Raw genomic sequence first — 16,468 nt, 5'->3', positions numbered from 1 at the left:
TTTGCATAGTAAACTCAAAATGAAATGGAAAAGGTAATAGAAAAATCAATGGATGCGCCTCACCAGGTAATCAGGGAAAGCTTCCCGGTGACAGGGATGACCTGTGCCGCGTGTGCCTCCAGTGTGGAATCCATGATCGGTAACACCCCCGGGGTGAAAAATGCGAGTGTCAACTTCGCCACCAATTCGGTATGGGTAGAATATGAAAGTTCGATCACCCAGGATACCTTGCGTCAGGCTGTACAATCCCTCGGATATGACCTCATCGTAGGGGAGGACGACCCTGCTGCAAAGCAGCAGGAGCTTCAGCAAAAACATTATCAGGAGGTAAAGGAGCGAACCATCTGGTCTGCCTTGCTCACACTGCCGGTATTCATCATTGGGATGTTCTTCATGGAGTGGAGTGAGGGGAGGTGGATCTCATTGGTGCTCACCATACCTACTTTATTCTGGTTCGGCAGAAACTTCTTTATCAACGCCTTCAAGCAGGCCAGACACGGAAAAGCCAACATGGACACTTTGGTGGCTCTGAGTACCGGAATAGCGTTTATTTATAGTTTGTTCAACACCCTGTTTCCCGAATTCTGGCACAGCAGGGGCATCCATCCGCATGTCTATTATGAAGCGGCGGTCGTGATTATCACCTTTATTTCGCTCGGAAAACTGCTTGAGGAAAAAGCAAAATCCAACACCTCGTCGGCCATTAAAAAACTGATGGGTCTTCAGCCCAAAACGCTCAAAGCCCTGATCGATGGTGAAGAGTTGGAGATTCCTATTTCATCCGTTCAGGTAGGCTATACCATCATTGTAAGACCCGGTGAAAAAATCCCGGTAGATGGCCAGGTGATCAAAGGCGAATCCTTTGTGGATGAGAGCATGATTACCGGTGAGCCCATCGCCGTTTCCAAAGCGAAGGGAGACAAAGTGTTTGCCGGCACCATCAACCAAAAAAGTTCATTTCAGTTCAGGGCTGAGAAGGTGGGGGGCGAGACCCTGCTCTCCCAAATCATCAGGATGGTGCAGGAAGCCCAGGGCAGCAAGGCTCCTGTGCAGAAGCTGGTAGATAAAATAGCAGGCATCTTTGTGCCCATAGTGGTGGGGATCTCCATCATCACATTCATCACCTGGATGATGGTGGGCGGCGATGACGCCTTTACCCATGCCCTGCTGACGTCCGTTGCCGTGTTGGTGATCGCCTGTCCGTGTGCACTGGGCCTGGCCACTCCCACAGCCATTATGGTCGGTGTGGGCAAAGGAGCAGAGAATAACATCCTGATAAAGGATGCCGAAAGCCTGGAGCTGGCACATAAAGTAAACGCCGTGATCCTGGACAAAACGGGAACCATCACAGAAGGCCGGCCGGTAGTCACCGACATGATCTGGGGGAGCCACGAAAACCCTGTGGATCGATCCATGCAAATTTTGCTCGGTTTGGAGGCTGTTTCGGAGCACCCACTGGCAGAGGCTGTGGTGAATAAACTCAAAGCCGATAACATTGTGCCTGTTGAGATAGAGGCCTTTGAAAGCATCACTGGTCGGGGTGTCCGCGCAGTAGCGGGGGATGTCTTGTATTTTGTGGGAAACCGAAAACTCCTATCGGAGAATAATATTAGCATCAGTCTTCCGCTCAACCAGGCAGCAGGCAAATTACAACAAGAGGCCAAAACGGTCATTTACTTCGCGGATGAAGCGCAGGTGCTGGCTGTGGTGGCCATTGCGGATCAGGTGAAGGCCAGCTCCAGACAGGCCATCCAGACACTGCAGCACCGGGGTGTGGAGGTCTATATGCTTACTGGCGACAACCACCAGACGGCCGCAGCTGTGGCACAGCAGGTTGGATTAAAGCATTTCAAAGCGGAGGTAATGCCCTCTGATAAAGCTGATTTTGTGAAAAAGCTGCAGTCCCAGGGCAAGGTGGTGGCCATGGTGGGTGACGGCATCAACGACTCCCATGCCCTGGCTCAGGCGGATGTCAGCATTGCCATGGGCAAAGGCTCCGACATAGCCATGGATGTGGCCAAGATGACCCTGATCACTTCAGATCTCATGTCCATACCCAAGGCCCTGAAGCTCTCCAGCAAGACCGTCATGGGCATTCGCCAGAATCTTTTCTGGGCTTTCATTTACAACCTCATCGGTATTCCGGTGGCGGCTGGTGTGCTGTATCCATTCAATGGTTTCCTGTTGGATCCCATGATTGCCGGGGCGGCCATGGCATTCAGTTCTGTATCCGTAGTGGCCAACAGCCTCAGGCTGAAGGCATCAAAAATTTAAATTCCATCAGAGTGATGAAAACGCGAGTCAAAATTGAAAAAGTCATTAGGGAAACCAGCGATGCATTCACGCTGGTGCTGGAAAATGCGCCTTCGATAGGATCATATCTTCCAGGCCAGTTTTTGAATTTTTTCCTGGATATCAATGGCGAGGAGGTGGTCAGACAATATTCCTTTTCCTCTTCTGCGTTGATCGGTGAGCCACCCGCTGTTACCATCAAAAAGGTGGCGGGTGGATTGGCATCCAATTTCCTGGGGGAGCACCTTCGGGCGGGCGATGAGGTCTCGGTGAGTACACCCAGTGGGCGGTTTACCACCACCTACGGGGAGCGAAGAAGGGTGCTGATGGTGGCCGGGGGTAGTGGCATCACACCCCTGTATTCCATGATGAAATCCATACTGGCCCGTGAACCCGAAAGCCAGGTGACACTGCTCTATGCCAATCGCAGTTCAGAATCGATCATTTTCAAGGCCGGGCTGGATTACCTGGAGCAAAAGTACCACGGAAGGCTTGAGGTGAAGCACTTCCTGTCCGCAGAGGATGCGGGCCCGGAGAAGCAGGAAAACACAGTATTCCGCAAACTCAACCGTTTTGATTTTCAAAAGTACGTGGATGCCTATTGGAAAGAAAGCCCCGAAGTATTCATCTGCGGGCCAGACTCCCTCATGGACCTCTCGGTGGTATCCTTATCAGACCTGGGTTTGTCTGACGATCGCATCAGGGTGGAAGCTTTTACAGGTACCGGAGGTGTGGAAAATACGAATGACGCCTCTGAGGCCTGCACTCAGGTGGAGATCAGGGATTTCAACGGCGGCCCGGTGGCCTTCAGGGCGGACAGAAACCAGCCGGTCTTAAAATCCGCCCTGGATGCCGGCATCCGCCTGCCACATTCCTGCAAGGAGTCAATGTGTGGAGCTTGTAAGGTGAAGCTGATATCCGGTCAGCTGCATATGAAAACCAACTATGCCCTGCCGGATGATGAGCTGGAGCAGGGGTATGTATTGTTATGCTCAGGCTTTCCCCAATCTGAAAAGCTGGCACTGCAATACGGGTGAAAATGATGTAACCCAAAGCAGTGAAAGTGTAAAATATAAGAGCGCTGACAGAGCGAACTTTAAATCAAGTTTTAAACAATCAAAATAAAAGAACAATGAGTACTTTAAAATTCAAAACAACGATTAAGTGCAGTGGCTGCCTGGCCAATGTGACGCCTCATCTGGATGCTGCCGAGGGCATTGCTAAGTGGGAGGTGGACATCATGAATCCGAATAAAATCCTGACGGTAGAGACAGCCGGCGCCACAGAATCAGAGGTGATCGCAGTGGTAGAAAAGGCAGGCTACACGGCAGAGAAGGTGAACTAACCAAAAGTTGACCCGGTCAATGAAAGCACCTGATAGGTGCCAAAAAACCTCCATACCAACTGTGTGGAGGTTTTTTGGTGTAGGGGGTAGGCACTGCTACCGAGCCATGCTTGATGCTATTGTAAGAAGCTCCGCCATCTCCTGAAAAAAGATGGCGGTCTTTTTGAAAAACATGGCCATCTTTTCGGAAAACCTCACCGTCTTTTAAGAAAAGATGGCCATCTTTTTTGGATTCATCGATAGGATAAGATCCTGGAGGGAGACCTAACCATTGGTGGTTATATTGAATATGCTATTTTAGTTGCTGAAATTAGATTTATTCCAGGTAAATAAAGTTCACTTTTTGTGAACTATTTTTGCATTATACTTGTAAATTTACATGCAGGTTCATCTTATTAAAGAGAAGACAATACTTGATTTTACAGAAAAGTATGCTGGCAGTAAAGCCGCATTTGACCAGTGGCTTCAGAAATTAGAATGGGCAGATTGGGACGAACCTGGAGACATTAAATCCACTTATAATTCGGCAGATCTGCTAGGTCAGGGAACAAATAGAGTGGTGTTTAATATTGGAGGAAACAATTACCGATTAATTGGTCAGTATTCATTTGGTAGGAGAATGGCCCACTTATTCGTTTGTTGGATTGGAACTCATGCCGAGTACGATAAGATCTGTAAGAAAAACGAGCAGTACACAATTAGCATCTATTGACATGGAGACTTTAAAGTATAAAATCATAAAAAACCGAGCGCAATACAATGAGTATTGTGAAATACTTCAGCAATTGGTCGATCCAAGTGGATCTGAGGAGTCAGAAGATGAAATAGAATTACTCACCCTGCTGATCAGAAAGTATGATGAAGAGACGAATAGACTGAAGCATGTAGAGCCCGTGCCGCTTTTGATTTCACTCATGGAGGAGCATAGTTTGAAAGCAAAGAATTTAGCGGATTTGCTGGGTGTGTCAAAGGGACTGATCTCGGATATTTTGAATTACAAGAAAGGCCTATCTAAAGAAGTGATCCGTAAGCTATCTGAACATTTCAAGATGAAGCAAGAGGCATTCAATCGCCCTTATGAACTTAAGATTACCTCATCTCCTAAAATGAGAGATGCTAAAGTGATGAATACCACCAAACAATTGCAGGAGACTTAGTTATTTTGCCAAATACATGAAGCCTTCGCAACATACTACTCCATGCGTAAGGTTCAGTTGAGTGACTCTCGCATAATTCAAACTCATCTTTACCGAGTTTGAACCGTTGTGTTTGTTGCCATACAATGCCATTCGATTGATAAAAGACGCTAATTAGCAATATTTTCCTTACTTTAGATTGTTTTCAAACAGTTTACCGTAACCATTATGAATATACTTAACACCTCGATTCATAAGATTGACCATTTTAACTCCAAAGTTGAATTATTAGAAGAAATAGAAGGTAAGGATATTACCGAATATATTACCAAATTATTTGACGATATAAGTCGCGATAAATCAAAAAGAAGGTTTGTATTTAGGAGTGATACTACGGAAGTTAGGAGCCAATTAAAAGAGATGCTCAATGGTCATTTTAATAAAGCTGCCAACATTATAGCAAATAGGCTGCTTCCGATTGAAATTAATGCTCAAAAAGAAATTGAACACTTAAACGTAGAAATTCAAAGGGGTAGCTTCATTCAGATAGTAGTTGAAGATCATGAATTTATCAAAGTAATTTTATCAAAAGCTGACCATTCTGAATTTCTTGATGAAACTGATAAGTATCGGCTACATTCAGGTTTACCAAAGAAGAAAAAGGTATATAAAGCTATACTCATTAATTTCAAGAAGGATTTTTCAACAGAACAGTTGTATGTGTATGATACAAATGCCTCTATTTCTAAATACTGGTGGGATTCGTTTCTTGAGCTAAATGAGGTATATACAGATGAAGAAAATACTCGAAAGTCCTTCACAGCTATTGATAGTGCAATATTTAGTAAGATTAAGAAGAACTATCCTGCAGATCACACTTACCTTAGAAATGCTGCCATAACCTATTACAGAAATCGGAATGAGTTTGATCTCGAAGATTTTCTGAGTACCACTTTTCGAGAGTATAAACCTCATGATCCCAATTTTCCAGTAGACGAATTGATTCGGAAGGTTGAAGAGTTGCCGGAAAAAAAAGGATTTGATTTGAGATTTGGAATTAAGGTTGAGGAGATAAGGGCAAGGATTATTAACAAGATTATGTTACAACCTGGAATGGAACTTCATCTGAAGGATGTGGATAATATTGAGCGGGTTGTTCAAGCTGGGCTTGAAGACGATCAAAGAAAGTTTATTAAAATCTATTCAGATTCAGGATACGAACACTTTAAATAAGTGAAATGATTGGTGATAGTCTTGTCTCATTTTTTGGTCTTAATGTAGAGCAGTGTGCTAAATCAGAGTCCATTGATTCATTTATTTTAAAATCGGGCAAAACGGATTCTTTTGATATACCAAGTGCTGAAAAAATGGATTTGGTATACAAAGAGGTCGGTCCTGATAAATTGGAGCTACGTTTGTTTAGTAACATTAGGGAAGATGTTCAATTTGATTTAAAAGAGGTCTCCGTATTTCTCAATTCTATTGATGAGTACTATGGTGATAAAGATGAGGGGGAGTCATTTTCACTGGAATTTATTATCTGGAAAACACTTGATAGTGAAAATTTCACAATCAGAGATGAATCCTCCTTTATACAATACCTGGCTTCACTAGACTTTAAGGGAGCCATGTATGTTTTTCAGAAATTGTTGGATAGTAATATTGATCATGTCACTATCGACAATTCAGAACTTTCCTTTGAGACCGAAAGCATTGCATTTAATAGATCAAAACATTCAATTTCATTTGATAGGAAGGACAAACTGAATAAAGTCAATTCAATTTGTCATAGGTCAATTGCTGGCCAGTATTCACTTTTACCTGAAGATTTTACTTTGTCCTCGGAAATTAGGAATAAAGACCTTCAATCTTTTTTTGAGCGTATTGAGCTAATGCTAACTCTGTCTTCCATTTGGGATATTTCCATATTTGATCTAGATGCTGATACTGCTGAAATAAAACTAAATGGCTACAAATCTATCCAGCGTGCTATATCTATTAGTGCCTTAACCGTTAAGCCAATTGTAGAGTATAGACAAATATATCAGTGGATCTATGCTGGAGGAAATTTATCTGACCGCATAGGGTTAGCAAGAAATATTATTTCTCTGCATCTTACCCCTGATGATAAATCTGCAGTTATTGCTGGTAACGTTTTCCAGTCAATTAGATCAAGTTTTGAGGTTTATTTGAAGGATAACATTTCTCGATACGTGGAAATCAGAAATAAAATTAATGATCAACTGACAGGTCTAACTAAGGACTCTTCTGATATCGTAAGTAAATTCACTGCGGACTTCCAAAAGAGTATTTTCTCATTTGTCTCATTCTTTATTTCTGTTGTAATACTTCGATTCGTTAGCAAATCAGATTTTGACAATATAATGGGGTTTGATTTGACGGTGATTTCATTTGGATTTCTTGGGTTAGCAATTCTGTATCTTCTGTATTCACTTTTCGAACTAAACAAAAGGAAGAAGAGATTTGAAACGAACTATGCACTTCTAAAAAATCGGTTTTCTGATCTTCTTCTTAAAGATGATATTAATAGAATTCTCAATAAGGATGAACAATTCGATTCCGATCTAAAGTTTATTAGACAATCAAGGAAGTCCTATGTTTGGGCGTGGGTAATCCTCCTAGTAATATTTCTTCTGATAATACTTTTCACCAGTGAATTATTCTCAGTAAAGGATCGAATACTTGAGTTATTAAATTCAGACGTATCCAGCCCAGTATCTGATTTGAATAATCATTGTATTGATGAATAAAAGATGAAACAATTTGACCCTAGAAATAAAATCCTCATGGTCTCAACGATAAATTGAGGCCGTATTAACAGATTATTCATTGAACTCCATTCTTTTAAACACAAAAAGCCCAGGCAATTCACCTGGGCTTTTTTTAAGTGGAGTCGGAGGGATTCGAACCCTCGTCCAGCAAAGGAAACAATAGACCCTCTACATGCTTAGTTATTCGTTTGATCTCGCAGGCCAGCCGGTGAATAACAACCTACCGAACCTGCCAGCCACTGGAGTTTCGCATGGGCTTAGTAGCCTCACCCACACTAGTCCTAAAGTTCGACACCCCTTATTCCAGCCTAAAGGACAGAGACTTGGAGGGATGTGGCAGGGGGAGGCTTAGGCCTCAACCCTGGTAAATCATCACATTTAAGTAATGATTAGGCTGCCATGGCGTAATTAGATTCGCCAAATGTGTTTTGGAACTATTGATCAAGGCGCTCATCCCATGCGCCTGCATGCAAGCATATCATTTACACTCCCTGTCGATTCCGGTCGACCCCAAAGTGCAAAACCCATTCTCTAACTGAATGGTCGGCAAAGATAATAACATATTACTCCCCTCAAATGATTCCTTCAGATGGTTTTTTTGGAGAGAACCCCCTTCACCCGAACCGCCCATATTCGGGCTGTCCGCACAGGCCCGGCACTGCCCACCATCCCGTCTAGCCTGCCAGCGGATTCCTTCCATAGCCAATGCCTAACTCGGCGCATTTCCTGTATTCAGCTGCATGGCGGAGAGCTTCTCCCCACCTTTGATCCCAAAGTCCAGCGTACGGATAGGGAACGGTATCGTGATGTTATGTTGATCAAAGGCACTTTTAATGGCTTTGATGGCCTTACTCAGCATGGTCAGGTAGCCCGGCTGATCCGGATACAGTATCCAAAACTTGATTTCAAAATTGATGGAGCTGTCTCCAAAAGCCGTATAGGTGAAAATCATGTCTTCCTGCCGTATCACCCCATCCAGATTGCCGATGGTCTCCGTGACGAGCCTTTCCACCTGCTCCAGGTCATCCCCATATGATACGCCCACGGCCAGGTCTATCCTGCGCTCACCAAGTATGGTGAAGTTTTCTATCGGACTCTGCAGCACATCTTTGTTGGGGATGTATACTTCCTGGCCCTGGAAAGTCCTGATCACTGACACCCGCAGGTTGGTGCGACTGATGGCACCCATGTAGTCACCTATTTTCACAATATCCCCGACGTGAAAGGGTGTTCTGAAGGCCAGAATCACCCCTGATACAAAATTAGCGGCTATGTCCTGAAAGGCAAAGCCAAGGGCCAGCCCTACCACACCCACCCCTGCCAGTAGGGAGGTGACAGCCTTGTCCAGCTGAAGTACACCCAAAATGATGAAAAGCCCGGTACCCAGCACGATGTAGTAGACAATCGTACCAAAGAGGTTTTCTAAAGCTTTGTTCTCAGAGCTTTTTCTGAAAAGCTTCAAAAATACTTTCTGAATGGCTTTGGCAGCGATCAGAAAGATAATGAAGAGGACCAACGCCACAGCCATGTTGGGCAGCATAGACAGGAAAGCATCCAGCCAGCTGTCTACCTTCCCGGTAATGTGTTCCACGGGTGCTTTCATTTCAGCTTGTAGTTCCCGGGCTGCTTTTTTGGTGGCCTGGGCGAGAGAGTCGGCTTGCATAGGGTATTTGTTGGTTTACCCCTCAATAACCCATTTCCGGAAGTAGTGTTTGGATTTGTATAGGATTACTTAGTCTCTTCCTTACTTCCTCTGTACATTTCGTACTTCTGAAACTTACACTCCAGCGGGCCATTGAAGAGCACAATCTTCTTGGAAGCCCGAAGTTTAATGTGTTTGAATGCCTCCATGTTAGAGCTCATCAGCCACGCATCGAACCCTGCAAAGTTGTTTTTGAGTACATTGCCTATGGCCTTGTAGAAATCGTTGGTATTTTCACGACCTATCCGCTCCCCGTAGGGTGGGTTGCAGATGATCATTCCGTCGGGGGTTTTTGGTCGGTGGTCCCGCACATCCTGGCGGGTCACAGTCACTGAGTCGCTCAGTTTGAATTTTCGCAGAGATTTATTCACCATCAGCACTGCATCTCCATCTATGTCTCCGCCGGTGATGTTCAGCTGGGCCTTCCGAATGCCGGCTTTGCCCTCAGAGACCACCTGATTCCATACCGTAGGGTGGAAGTTGCTCCAGTTTTTAAACCCAAAATCATGTCGGTTGATTTGTGGGGGAATGTTTTGGCCCATCATGGCCGCTTCTATCAGGATGGTACCCGTACCACACATGGGGTCTATCAGTGGGATGGACTTGTTCCATCCGGCGAGGTAGAGCAGGCCGGCGCCCAGCACTTCATTGAGGGGGGCTTCATGGCCCGGCTCACGGTAGCCACGTCGGTTGAGCGTATCGCCAGAGCTATCCAGCGAGATGGTAAACTGATCTTTGAAGCCGTACAGGTCAAACTGAATGTCCGGCGCTTTGATGTCCACGGAGGGGCGCTTGCCGGTGCGGTTTCTGAACTGATCCACGATGGCATCTTTGGTCTTCAGGGCGGCGTATTGTGAGTGTCTGAAAAACTCAGAAAACACCGTGTTGTCAATGGCGAAAGTCTGGTTATTGTTCAGATACCTGGACCAGTCATGTTTCATCACCTGGTCGTAAAGCTGCTGTTCGGTGCGGGCCGTAAAGTGGTACACGGGTACCAGCACTTTAAGTGCTGTGCGTAGGTTCAGGTTGGCACTGTAGAGAAAGTGCATGTCACCCTCGCAGGAGACAGACCGCTTCTGTACCTCTACATTTTGTCCGCCTATTTTTCTGACTTCTTCTGCCAGTATCTCCTCCAGCCCAAAAAGTGTTTTTATGTGTATTTTCATCAATTGCCCCTGTTGTACCTAAAAATCCGAGACTGCAATGATACGAACTCTTCACATGAGTAAGTCGGGGTAGCGCAATGTTTAGTGCTCTTCCCAGGCCTTCACCCCGGCTTTTACTTCCAGGGTCAGGTCATTTTCACGAGGAGGAATGGGGCAGTTGTAATTAGGGCTGTACGCGCAGCTGGGATTATACGCTTTGTTGAAGTCGATAATGAGCGTATCGCCCTCAGGAATCCTCAGGTCCATATACCGGCCTCCGCCATAGGTTTCAAATCCATTGGTTTCGTCAGTAAAAGGCGCAAACAGATAGTCCTGATACTCTTCGGACTGCTGCAGTTGCAGGCTCTGGTAGAGCGGAAACTCAAACGCCTGGCCGAGCAGTTCAAATCGGGCGATGGCATACTTTACAAACACCTTCTGCTGCTGTGAGCTTGTGGGGATGGTGAAGGGCTGCTCGTTTTGAAGGATTTCCAGCTTGGCTTCTACACGGTAGGCCTCATTGATGGGGTAAAACTCCAGGCCTTTGAATTTCTTGATTTCTTTGGCTGTCAATGGAGAGGAGTCAGGATCAGAAAACTCCTCATTGAGCTCTTTTTGCCATTGGCTGATCTCAGCTTCGTAGGCAGTCTGGGCCAGGGCGGTGATGCCACAGCATAGAAAAAGCGTGCAGATCAGATATTTTATGTTCGTGTACATTGCGTGTGAGAGCTATCTTTATTTCACTTATTTTTAGGTTCAAATTACACACTTTCTTATGAGTAAATCACATTTTTTGTCTGCATTTGTCCTTTTGACTGCTCTGTACGGCTCAGCTCAGGAGGGTGTAAAATTCAATGACCTGTCCTGGTCTGAAGCACTGGAGTTGTCTGAAAAGTCGGGCAAACTGATATTTCTGGAGGGGTACGTCAACTGGAGCCAGCCTTGTGCCATTTTGGAGAAATACACTTTTACCGATAGTGAATCAGGCACCTTCTTCAATACCAATTTCATCAACATCCGGATGGACATGGAAGACATTGCAGGGGCTGTGCTGGCTGAGGAGTATGAGGTGAGCTCCTTTCCGGTTTTGCTGTTTTTGGATAGCCGTGGAGAAGTGGTGCACAGGGGATGTGGGGCCGTGGAGACGGATGAGCTGATCACCCTTGGTAAGGCTGCTCTTGGGGCGGGTAACCTTTCGGAGATGCAACAGCATTTTGAGGAGGGTGAGCGTTCATTGGATTTTCTGGTGGACTATTCGCTCATGCTGGCCGATGCCTGCATGGATCCGTCAGCACTGGTGGAGGCTTATTTCACGGGGCTGCCACATTCTAAATGGATGGAGGAGAGCGCCTGGGCCATGATCAACCTGAATGTGACTGATCCTTTTAGTGAGCCTTTTCAGTACCTGATGGCTTACCACGACATGTATGGCCTCAGGTATGGAAAAGATACTGTAGATCAGAAAATACATGATGTGATGCTGGATCAGCTCATTGCCATCTATGAGGGTGAGGACCTTACTTTGTTTGCCACGCAGGCCCTTCGGCAGCTCCTGAATGATGTGGATTTTGATCAGAAAAACGAGTTGCTATCGCTGGTGAACCTGAAAACGGCTGACCTCAAGGCCAACTGGCCGGCGTATGCTGAGAATGCTGTGAAAGTGGTGGCAGAGCAGCAGGTGGAGGATCCGGATCAGCTAAATGAATTTGCCTGGAAATTTTATCTGTTTGTAGACGATGAGGGCCATCTGAATGCAGCCAAAAACTGGATGCGTGGGGTGCTGGACAACTATCCCAGTGCGACCTATTACGATAGTTATGCCTCACTGCTCTTCAAGCTGGGGGAGAAGAAGGAGGCTGTGAAATACAGTGAGAAAGCACTACAGGCAGCGGAGGTCGAACTGGAGGACCTGATGTATTACCAGAATCAATTGAAGTTTTTCACTGAAGGGCAATAACTATTTGCCTGATTCTTCCTTTAGTTGTGAAGCGATGAATGGTTCTTTGGGAGCCAAAAAATAACCGGTAAGACTGGCAAACAGGATAGGAATGAAATAAGAAAACCCTGTGAGCGTGGCCAGCAGGATGGTTGTGCTCAGTGGTGTGCGGGTGACGCACACATTGATGGCGGCCATACAACTGATTACGGCCAGTGAAATACTCACCTCAGGCATGAAGTGGTGGATAATTAAGCCGAGCGTAGCACCGGTGAAAAAAAGTGGAATGATAAATCCACCACGCCACCCGGAGGTCACCGTTACAGAAATAGCCAGCACTTTGAACAGTAAGAGGAGTACCAAAAACACCAGCGTATGCTGGCCTTCCAGGAGGTGGTTTGTTTGCTCGTGTCCAAAATACCTGGTCAGCGGGAAGTAATAGGCGATGACCCCAAGGATGATCCCTCCGAGAAGGGTGTTTATATAGATCGGAAAGGCTGTTTTTTGAAATGCCGTTTTCAACAGTTTGGTCAAAAAAATAAAACCCCAGCCCAGCGCCGTGGCAAACAAGGCAAAGAATACCGCCAGTGCAAAATCGAACTTGTCGGCTATTTCATACGCGGGGAGGTCCCAGATGGGCCCGAATCCCAGGTGAACCACGAAAGCGAAGATGACATAGCTGAAGCAACTGGCCACAAACGCAGGGATGATGGCCTGGTAATGCTCCACTACATGCTTGTGATGAAGAATCTCCAGGGAAAAGAGGCTGCCGCCCAGCGGTGCCCCAAAGAGTGCAGTGAATCCGGAGGCCATACCGGCAATGCTGAGTGAGCGTAACTCTTCTCCTTTCAGGCGCAACATTTTTCCCAGCCACGAGCCCGTGGATCCTGTGACCTGTACCAGGGGCGCCTCAGGTCCCAGACTGCCGCCGGATGCCACACACAGGAGTGACGAGAGAATCATTGAGGGGTTGTTTTTAGGGTCAAGTTTTCCTTTGTTGAACCGGATGTTATTGACAATGAGCTGAATCTCCCCTGGATCTCCTATGAAGTGGATAATGAGTCCGGCAAGCAATCCTGCGCCAGCCATGAGCGGGATGACCTGCCAACCCTGAAATGCAGAAAGCTGGTGTGTGAGAAACTCAAGGGTAATCCAGTATATGCCTGCAATGAGCCCACCCACCAGGCCCAGAAATGCCCAAAGTAGAAACATGCGACTGAATACAAATGGATTGGATGGGCTGGCACCCTCCAGAATGCTCACCTTATCCAATAGCTTTCTTTTTCCTTTTACTTCCACTTTACTAATGATTAGTAAGTAATCTGTACTTCTGTTTGAAAGGCAAAAGTGAGAAAAATGAAGTGATTGGATGGGTTTTGTAGGGAGAAATCTTGCAAAGGGGTAGCGCAGACCCGGTTTTTTATTCCCAAAAAGGATCACTCATATTTTCCTCATATGGCAATTCCCTATGAAGGATTTCCGGCAGTTCTGTTTGGCTTTTGGAAATCTGCGCCTGAATCTCCTGAAAGAGTACCCGCTCCTCAAACCGGATGTGACTTTCGAGTTCATCTTCTATCCGGCTCAGATTCCTTTTGAATTCATATTCATCAGTGAATAACCGCTTAAGCCTGCGATGCTGTGCCATCGCTCTTTTTACCAGGGGGTGGTCTTCACCCAAAATGGGGAAGAGGTGCTGTTCTTCCAGGGAGAAGTGTGGTTGAATGTGATGATGGAAATACCAGTCTGTATAGCGCTTGATCCGGTTCAGGTCTATCTGCTTCCGAAAACCCATTCTTATTTTCCAGCAGAGGAGCAGACTGTGGTGATGATTATGACTCAGGGGTTGCAGGGCTTTGTGTCGTTTCAGGGGCATGTATGAGAGGGTTAGGTTAAGCCATGTTGCTGACGATAGGCCATTTTCAGTTGAAACATTTCGGCCATCTTGCCGGCCCGCCATTTGGCCTCTTCGGCCTTTTCACCTTCGAAGAGCCCGTCGATGGTTGTATAGAAAAGCTGAAGCCAGCGCTCGAAATGAGTATGATCCACGGGTAAATTAGCATGAGGAGCAAAAGGGCTTCCCAGATAGGTATGCTCACCCAGCAAAACCGTCTGCCAGAAACGATACATTTTCTCCATGTGCTCCGGCCATTTGTCGGCTATGCGCCCGTGGAATACGGGGGCAAGCAGCTCATCCTCCTGCACCTTTCCGTAGAAACTGTCTACCAGTAATTTGATGTCTTCTAGTTGTATGATTTGTGCGCTCATGGTATTGTCATCTAAATAACTACTGCTGACTGGCCTTTTTCAGCGTTTCAAAAACGTACTTCCGGTTTCCAGTTCGGTGGCCAGTCCCAGGAGGCTTGTGCTTTCGAGCATTTCCCGCAGATCGGCACGCACCCTGGCGAATTTGTCATGAACCGGGCAGGGCTTAGACTCATCGCATTGCTTCATGCCCAGCCCACAGCCCTTGTAGATGGAGTCTCCATCTATGGCGTCCACTACCTGGCTGAGTTTTAGACTGTCCAGTTTTTGCTGGTCGATTTCAAATCCTCCGGTAGGCCCCATAACTGACTGCATCAGGCCTTTTCGGACCAGATCCTGTAATATTTTGGCTGTAAATGCCACTGGGGATTCTATCTCAGCCGCAATGCTTTTAAGGCTTGCCCGCTTTCCTTCAAGGGATTGCACAGCCACATAGATGGTGGCTCTGATTCCATATTCACACGCTTTTGAAAACATAGTCGTTGCAGGTGTCAAATATAGGTGTTTTTCTATGTAGGACAATTTTATCCTAGTTAAATTTAAACTCATGAATGGGTAGGATTAGGTGTTAGTTGAGGTTGTCGAAATAGGAATACCTGGGAGCCGGCGGTCTGGCCGCAAAGATGATGTGCGTCATGAGTCCGAGAATGATCAGCAGGCCCACTTCCAGGCGTGTGGTCACATTGCTGGACGCGGCTATCCGGTGAGACTGATCAATCAGTTTTTGACCCTCATGGAGTTGGAGCATGGCCAATCCTTCCAGGTCTGTCAGTATTACTTCGTATTGGGCCCTGAGTTGTGGGTTCAGTAGGTTTCGGTGTTCGGCCGAGCTACTGTAGACAAACTGATTTTCGAACAGCTCCGCTTTTCCCAGACTGATCTTAAGTTTTTTGAGTTGAAATGCTTCTTCCATGGTAAGCTTCGTCTCTTCATAGTCGGCTATCAGCAGGTTAATAGAATCATTGATATGCACCCGGCTGATCAGGAGTCTGTCCCCATTCCGATCGAGTAGGATCTTTTTCTCATAAATTTTCTTTGTGAGATTGAAAATGTGGTTCTCCGCCATCAGTCTGTCATCATAGATGGTGGTGAGGGAGTACTCCAGGTCCAGCACATGCCTTTTGTTCATGATGCTGATGACCAGCACCATGATGAACACTGAAACCATCGCCAGACCTGCGCTTTGTTGCTTGTTGAGAATGTTTTTCCACTTCATAGTTTTATTGGATTTTGGTGTTTTCCGGTGCTTTTCGCAGCCATTCCTTCAGTCTGTCCTGCTCTGAGGGCTTTAAGTACCTGAAGGTTTTGCGGTATTCTTTTCTGAATAGCCTGGAATTGAAACTGAGTTTGTGCAGGAGGATTTTGAAGTACTCAAGCATGGTTGTTGTATGCTGATCACCTTTTTTGCGTGTGTTTGATTTTATGCTCTGATCTTCCATGTGTGATTATTATAGATTGAAATGACCAACAGCCTCGGGCTGGTAGAGGACTTCCAGTATTTCGAAATGGGCTTCTCTGCCCTTTATTTTCCATGAAACATGATCGCTTACAAGTTTTCCCAACAGAGCGGTTCCGATTTCTGAAAACACGGAGACCTTACGTTCCAGGGCATTGGCATCCCGCGGATAAGTGATCGTCAAATCTATTTGCCTGCCCGAATACAGTTCGCGTAAAAGAATTCTGGAGTTCATGGTGATGGCATTCTCAGAAATATACCCTGGCTTGAGCATGTGGGCATGCATCAGTTCGGTGTAGAGTTTCCGCACATTTTCTGAAGTCTCAGTGGTCAGGAGTGCCAGCTCTTTGAGGGCAAGTAACCGTTCGTAATCAATGATGGTAATCAATCTTCTGTTCATCT

At 46.0% G+C, this 16,468-nt stretch carries 19 protein-coding genes and 1 other RNA gene; 8 read left to right on the top strand and 12 right to left on the bottom strand.

The genetic code is table 11. The features are described from left to right. Positions 1 to 24 precede the first annotated feature (24 nt). The 7 genes from RIH33_RS18600 (at position 25) to RIH33_RS18570 (ending at position 7,544) form a co-directional block, all read left to right on the top strand. Positions 25 to 2,274, top strand: a complete 2,250-nt coding sequence (locus RIH33_RS18600) for a heavy metal translocating P-type ATPase (protein WP_406652821.1) — start codon at positions 25 to 27, stop codon at positions 2,272 to 2,274. 14 nt (positions 2,275 to 2,288) lie between these two features. After that, the gene (locus tag RIH33_RS18595; RefSeq protein WP_406652819.1) at positions 2,289 to 3,329 is read left to right on the top strand and encodes a 2Fe-2S iron-sulfur cluster-binding protein; all 1,041 of its coding nucleotides are present in this window, start codon (positions 2,289 to 2,291) and stop codon (positions 3,327 to 3,329) included. A 95-nt stretch (positions 3,330 to 3,424) separates the two neighbouring features. Next, on the top strand, positions 3,425 to 3,637 hold the full coding sequence (locus RIH33_RS18590) for a heavy-metal-associated domain-containing protein (RefSeq protein ID WP_406652817.1): 213 nt from the start codon (positions 3,425 to 3,427) through the stop codon (positions 3,635 to 3,637). A gap of 379 nt (positions 3,638 to 4,016) precedes the next feature. Then, positions 4,017 to 4,349 carry a type II toxin-antitoxin system HigB family toxin gene (locus RIH33_RS18585; protein ID WP_406652815.1) on the top strand — a complete coding sequence of 111 codons (333 nt, stop codon included), beginning with the start codon at positions 4,017 to 4,019 and terminating at the stop codon, positions 4,347 to 4,349. Position 4,350: 1 nt separating this feature from the next. Next, positions 4,351 to 4,794 carry a type II toxin-antitoxin system HigA family antitoxin gene (locus RIH33_RS18580; RefSeq protein WP_406652814.1) on the top strand — a complete coding sequence of 148 codons (444 nt, stop codon included), beginning with the start codon at positions 4,351 to 4,353 and terminating at the stop codon, positions 4,792 to 4,794. A 207-nt stretch (positions 4,795 to 5,001) separates the two neighbouring features. Further along, positions 5,002 to 6,006: a hypothetical protein gene (locus RIH33_RS18575; protein WP_406652812.1), complete on the top strand. Its 1,005-nt coding sequence runs from the start codon at positions 5,002 to 5,004 to the stop codon at positions 6,004 to 6,006. Positions 6,007 to 6,011: 5 nt separating this feature from the next. Further along, positions 6,012 to 7,544, top strand: a complete 1,533-nt coding sequence (locus RIH33_RS18570; protein WP_406652810.1) for a hypothetical protein — start codon at positions 6,012 to 6,014, stop codon at positions 7,542 to 7,544. Between the two features lie 135 nt (positions 7,545 to 7,679). Here RIH33_RS18570 and ssrA read toward each other — a convergent pair. The 5 genes from ssrA to RIH33_RS18545 all read right to left on the bottom strand — a co-directional run bounded on the left by ssrA (position 7,680) and on the right by RIH33_RS18545 (position 11,129). Beyond that, positions 7,680 to 8,077: a transfer-messenger RNA gene (gene ssrA, locus RIH33_RS18565) on the bottom strand. 73 nt (positions 8,078 to 8,150) lie between these two features. Then, positions 8,151 to 8,288, bottom strand: a complete 138-nt coding sequence (locus tag RIH33_RS18560) for a hypothetical protein (protein WP_406652808.1) — start codon at positions 8,286 to 8,288, stop codon at positions 8,151 to 8,153. Then, positions 8,275 to 9,228 (bottom strand): mechanosensitive ion channel family protein, encoded by a 954-nt coding sequence (locus RIH33_RS18555; RefSeq protein WP_406652806.1) that lies wholly within the window; start codon positions 9,226 to 9,228, stop codon positions 8,275 to 8,277. The genes RIH33_RS18560 and RIH33_RS18555 overlap by 14 nt, the downstream gene beginning before the upstream one ends. A gap of 65 nt (positions 9,229 to 9,293) precedes the next feature. Beyond that, positions 9,294 to 10,433, bottom strand: a complete 1,140-nt coding sequence (locus RIH33_RS18550) for a class I SAM-dependent RNA methyltransferase (protein ID WP_406652804.1) — start codon at positions 10,431 to 10,433, stop codon at positions 9,294 to 9,296. Positions 10,434 to 10,514: 81 nt separating this feature from the next. Continuing rightward, positions 10,515 to 11,129 (bottom strand): DUF1684 domain-containing protein, encoded by a 615-nt coding sequence (locus tag RIH33_RS18545; protein ID WP_406652803.1) that lies wholly within the window; start codon positions 11,127 to 11,129, stop codon positions 10,515 to 10,517. A gap of 58 nt (positions 11,130 to 11,187) precedes the next feature. On the opposite strand from RIH33_RS18545, the gene RIH33_RS18540 reads away from it, so the two are divergent. Then, positions 11,188 to 12,369, top strand: coding sequence for a thioredoxin family protein (locus tag RIH33_RS18540; RefSeq protein WP_406652801.1), 1,182 nt, complete (start codon positions 11,188 to 11,190; stop codon positions 12,367 to 12,369). On the opposite strand, the gene RIH33_RS18535 is transcribed toward RIH33_RS18540, so the two are convergent. The 7 genes from RIH33_RS18535 to RIH33_RS18505 all read right to left on the bottom strand — a co-directional run bounded on the left by RIH33_RS18535 (position 12,370) and on the right by RIH33_RS18505 (position 16,466). Then, positions 12,370 to 13,647 carry a chloride channel protein gene (locus tag RIH33_RS18535; protein WP_406652800.1) on the bottom strand — a complete coding sequence of 426 codons (1,278 nt, stop codon included), beginning with the start codon at positions 13,645 to 13,647 and terminating at the stop codon, positions 12,370 to 12,372. It abuts the gene before it with no gap. A gap of 121 nt (positions 13,648 to 13,768) precedes the next feature. After that, positions 13,769 to 14,221 carry a hemerythrin domain-containing protein gene (locus RIH33_RS18530; protein WP_406652799.1) on the bottom strand — a complete coding sequence of 151 codons (453 nt, stop codon included), beginning with the start codon at positions 14,219 to 14,221 and terminating at the stop codon, positions 13,769 to 13,771. Between the two features lie 11 nt (positions 14,222 to 14,232). Continuing rightward, a complete protein-coding gene (locus tag RIH33_RS18525; RefSeq protein WP_406652798.1) occupies positions 14,233 to 14,613 on the bottom strand; it encodes a group III truncated hemoglobin in 381 nt (126 codons plus the stop codon). Between the two features lie 39 nt (positions 14,614 to 14,652). Then, positions 14,653 to 15,087: an RrF2 family transcriptional regulator gene (locus tag RIH33_RS18520; protein ID WP_406652797.1), complete on the bottom strand. Its 435-nt coding sequence runs from the start codon at positions 15,085 to 15,087 to the stop codon at positions 14,653 to 14,655. A gap of 91 nt (positions 15,088 to 15,178) precedes the next feature. After that, entirely contained in the window at positions 15,179 to 15,826 is a 648-nt protein-coding gene (locus RIH33_RS18515; protein WP_406652795.1) for a hypothetical protein, read from the bottom strand. A 4-nt stretch (positions 15,827 to 15,830) separates the two neighbouring features. Then, complete coding sequence (locus RIH33_RS18510; RefSeq protein ID WP_406652793.1) at positions 15,831 to 16,049, bottom strand: hypothetical protein; 219 nt, start codon at positions 16,047 to 16,049, stop codon at positions 15,831 to 15,833. 9 nt (positions 16,050 to 16,058) lie between these two features. Continuing rightward, the gene (locus RIH33_RS18505; RefSeq protein ID WP_406652791.1) at positions 16,059 to 16,466 is read right to left on the bottom strand and encodes a GreA/GreB family elongation factor; all 408 of its coding nucleotides are present in this window, start codon (positions 16,464 to 16,466) and stop codon (positions 16,059 to 16,061) included. Positions 16,467 to 16,468 lie beyond the last annotated feature (2 nt).

It is taken from the genome of Marinoscillum sp. (assembly GCF_040222955.1).
Lineage (GTDB): Bacteria > Bacteroidota > Bacteroidia > Cytophagales > Cyclobacteriaceae > Marinoscillum.
Note: the sequence above shows the minus strand (reverse complement) of the source record. Positions and strands in the feature narration are given on the sequence as shown.

Bases quoted from the DNA above. Each gene is read 5' to 3' on its own strand.
- RIH33_RS18600 (WP_406652821.1), top strand. From the start codon at position 25: ATGGAAAAGGTAATAGAAAAATCAATGGATGCGCCTCACCAGGTAATC.
- RIH33_RS18595 (WP_406652819.1), top strand. From the start codon at position 2,289: ATGAAAACGCGAGTCAAAATTGAAAAAGTCATTAGGGAAACCAGCGAT.
- RIH33_RS18590 (WP_406652817.1), top strand. From the start codon at position 3,425: ATGAGTACTTTAAAATTCAAAACAACGATTAAGTGCAGTGGCTGCCTG.
- RIH33_RS18585 (WP_406652815.1), top strand. From the start codon at position 4,017: ATGCAGGTTCATCTTATTAAAGAGAAGACAATACTTGATTTTACAGAA.
- RIH33_RS18580 (WP_406652814.1), top strand. From the start codon at position 4,351: ATGGAGACTTTAAAGTATAAAATCATAAAAAACCGAGCGCAATACAAT.
- RIH33_RS18575 (WP_406652812.1), top strand. From the start codon at position 5,002: ATGAATATACTTAACACCTCGATTCATAAGATTGACCATTTTAACTCC.
- RIH33_RS18570 (WP_406652810.1), top strand. From the start codon at position 6,012: ATGATTGGTGATAGTCTTGTCTCATTTTTTGGTCTTAATGTAGAGCAG.
- RIH33_RS18560 (WP_406652808.1), bottom strand. From the start codon at position 8,288: ATGCGCCGAGTTAGGCATTGGCTATGGAAGGAATCCGCTGGCAGGCTA.
- RIH33_RS18555 (WP_406652806.1), bottom strand. From the start codon at position 9,228: ATGCAAGCCGACTCTCTCGCCCAGGCCACCAAAAAAGCAGCCCGGGAA.
- RIH33_RS18550 (WP_406652804.1), bottom strand. From the start codon at position 10,433: ATGAAAATACACATAAAAACACTTTTTGGGCTGGAGGAGATACTGGCA.
- RIH33_RS18545 (WP_406652803.1), bottom strand. From the start codon at position 11,129: ATGTACACGAACATAAAATATCTGATCTGCACGCTTTTTCTATGCTGT.
- RIH33_RS18540 (WP_406652801.1), top strand. From the start codon at position 11,188: ATGAGTAAATCACATTTTTTGTCTGCATTTGTCCTTTTGACTGCTCTG.
- RIH33_RS18530 (WP_406652799.1), bottom strand. From the start codon at position 14,221: ATGCCCCTGAAACGACACAAAGCCCTGCAACCCCTGAGTCATAATCAT.
- RIH33_RS18525 (WP_406652798.1), bottom strand. From the start codon at position 14,613: ATGAGCGCACAAATCATACAACTAGAAGACATCAAATTACTGGTAGAC.
- RIH33_RS18520 (WP_406652797.1), bottom strand. From the start codon at position 15,087: ATGTTTTCAAAAGCGTGTGAATATGGAATCAGAGCCACCATCTATGTG.
- RIH33_RS18515 (WP_406652795.1), bottom strand. From the start codon at position 15,826: ATGAAGTGGAAAAACATTCTCAACAAGCAACAAAGCGCAGGTCTGGCG.
- RIH33_RS18510 (WP_406652793.1), bottom strand. From the start codon at position 16,049: ATGGAAGATCAGAGCATAAAATCAAACACACGCAAAAAAGGTGATCAG.
- RIH33_RS18505 (WP_406652791.1), bottom strand. From the start codon at position 16,466: ATGAACAGAAGATTGATTACCATCATTGATTACGAACGGTTACTTGCC.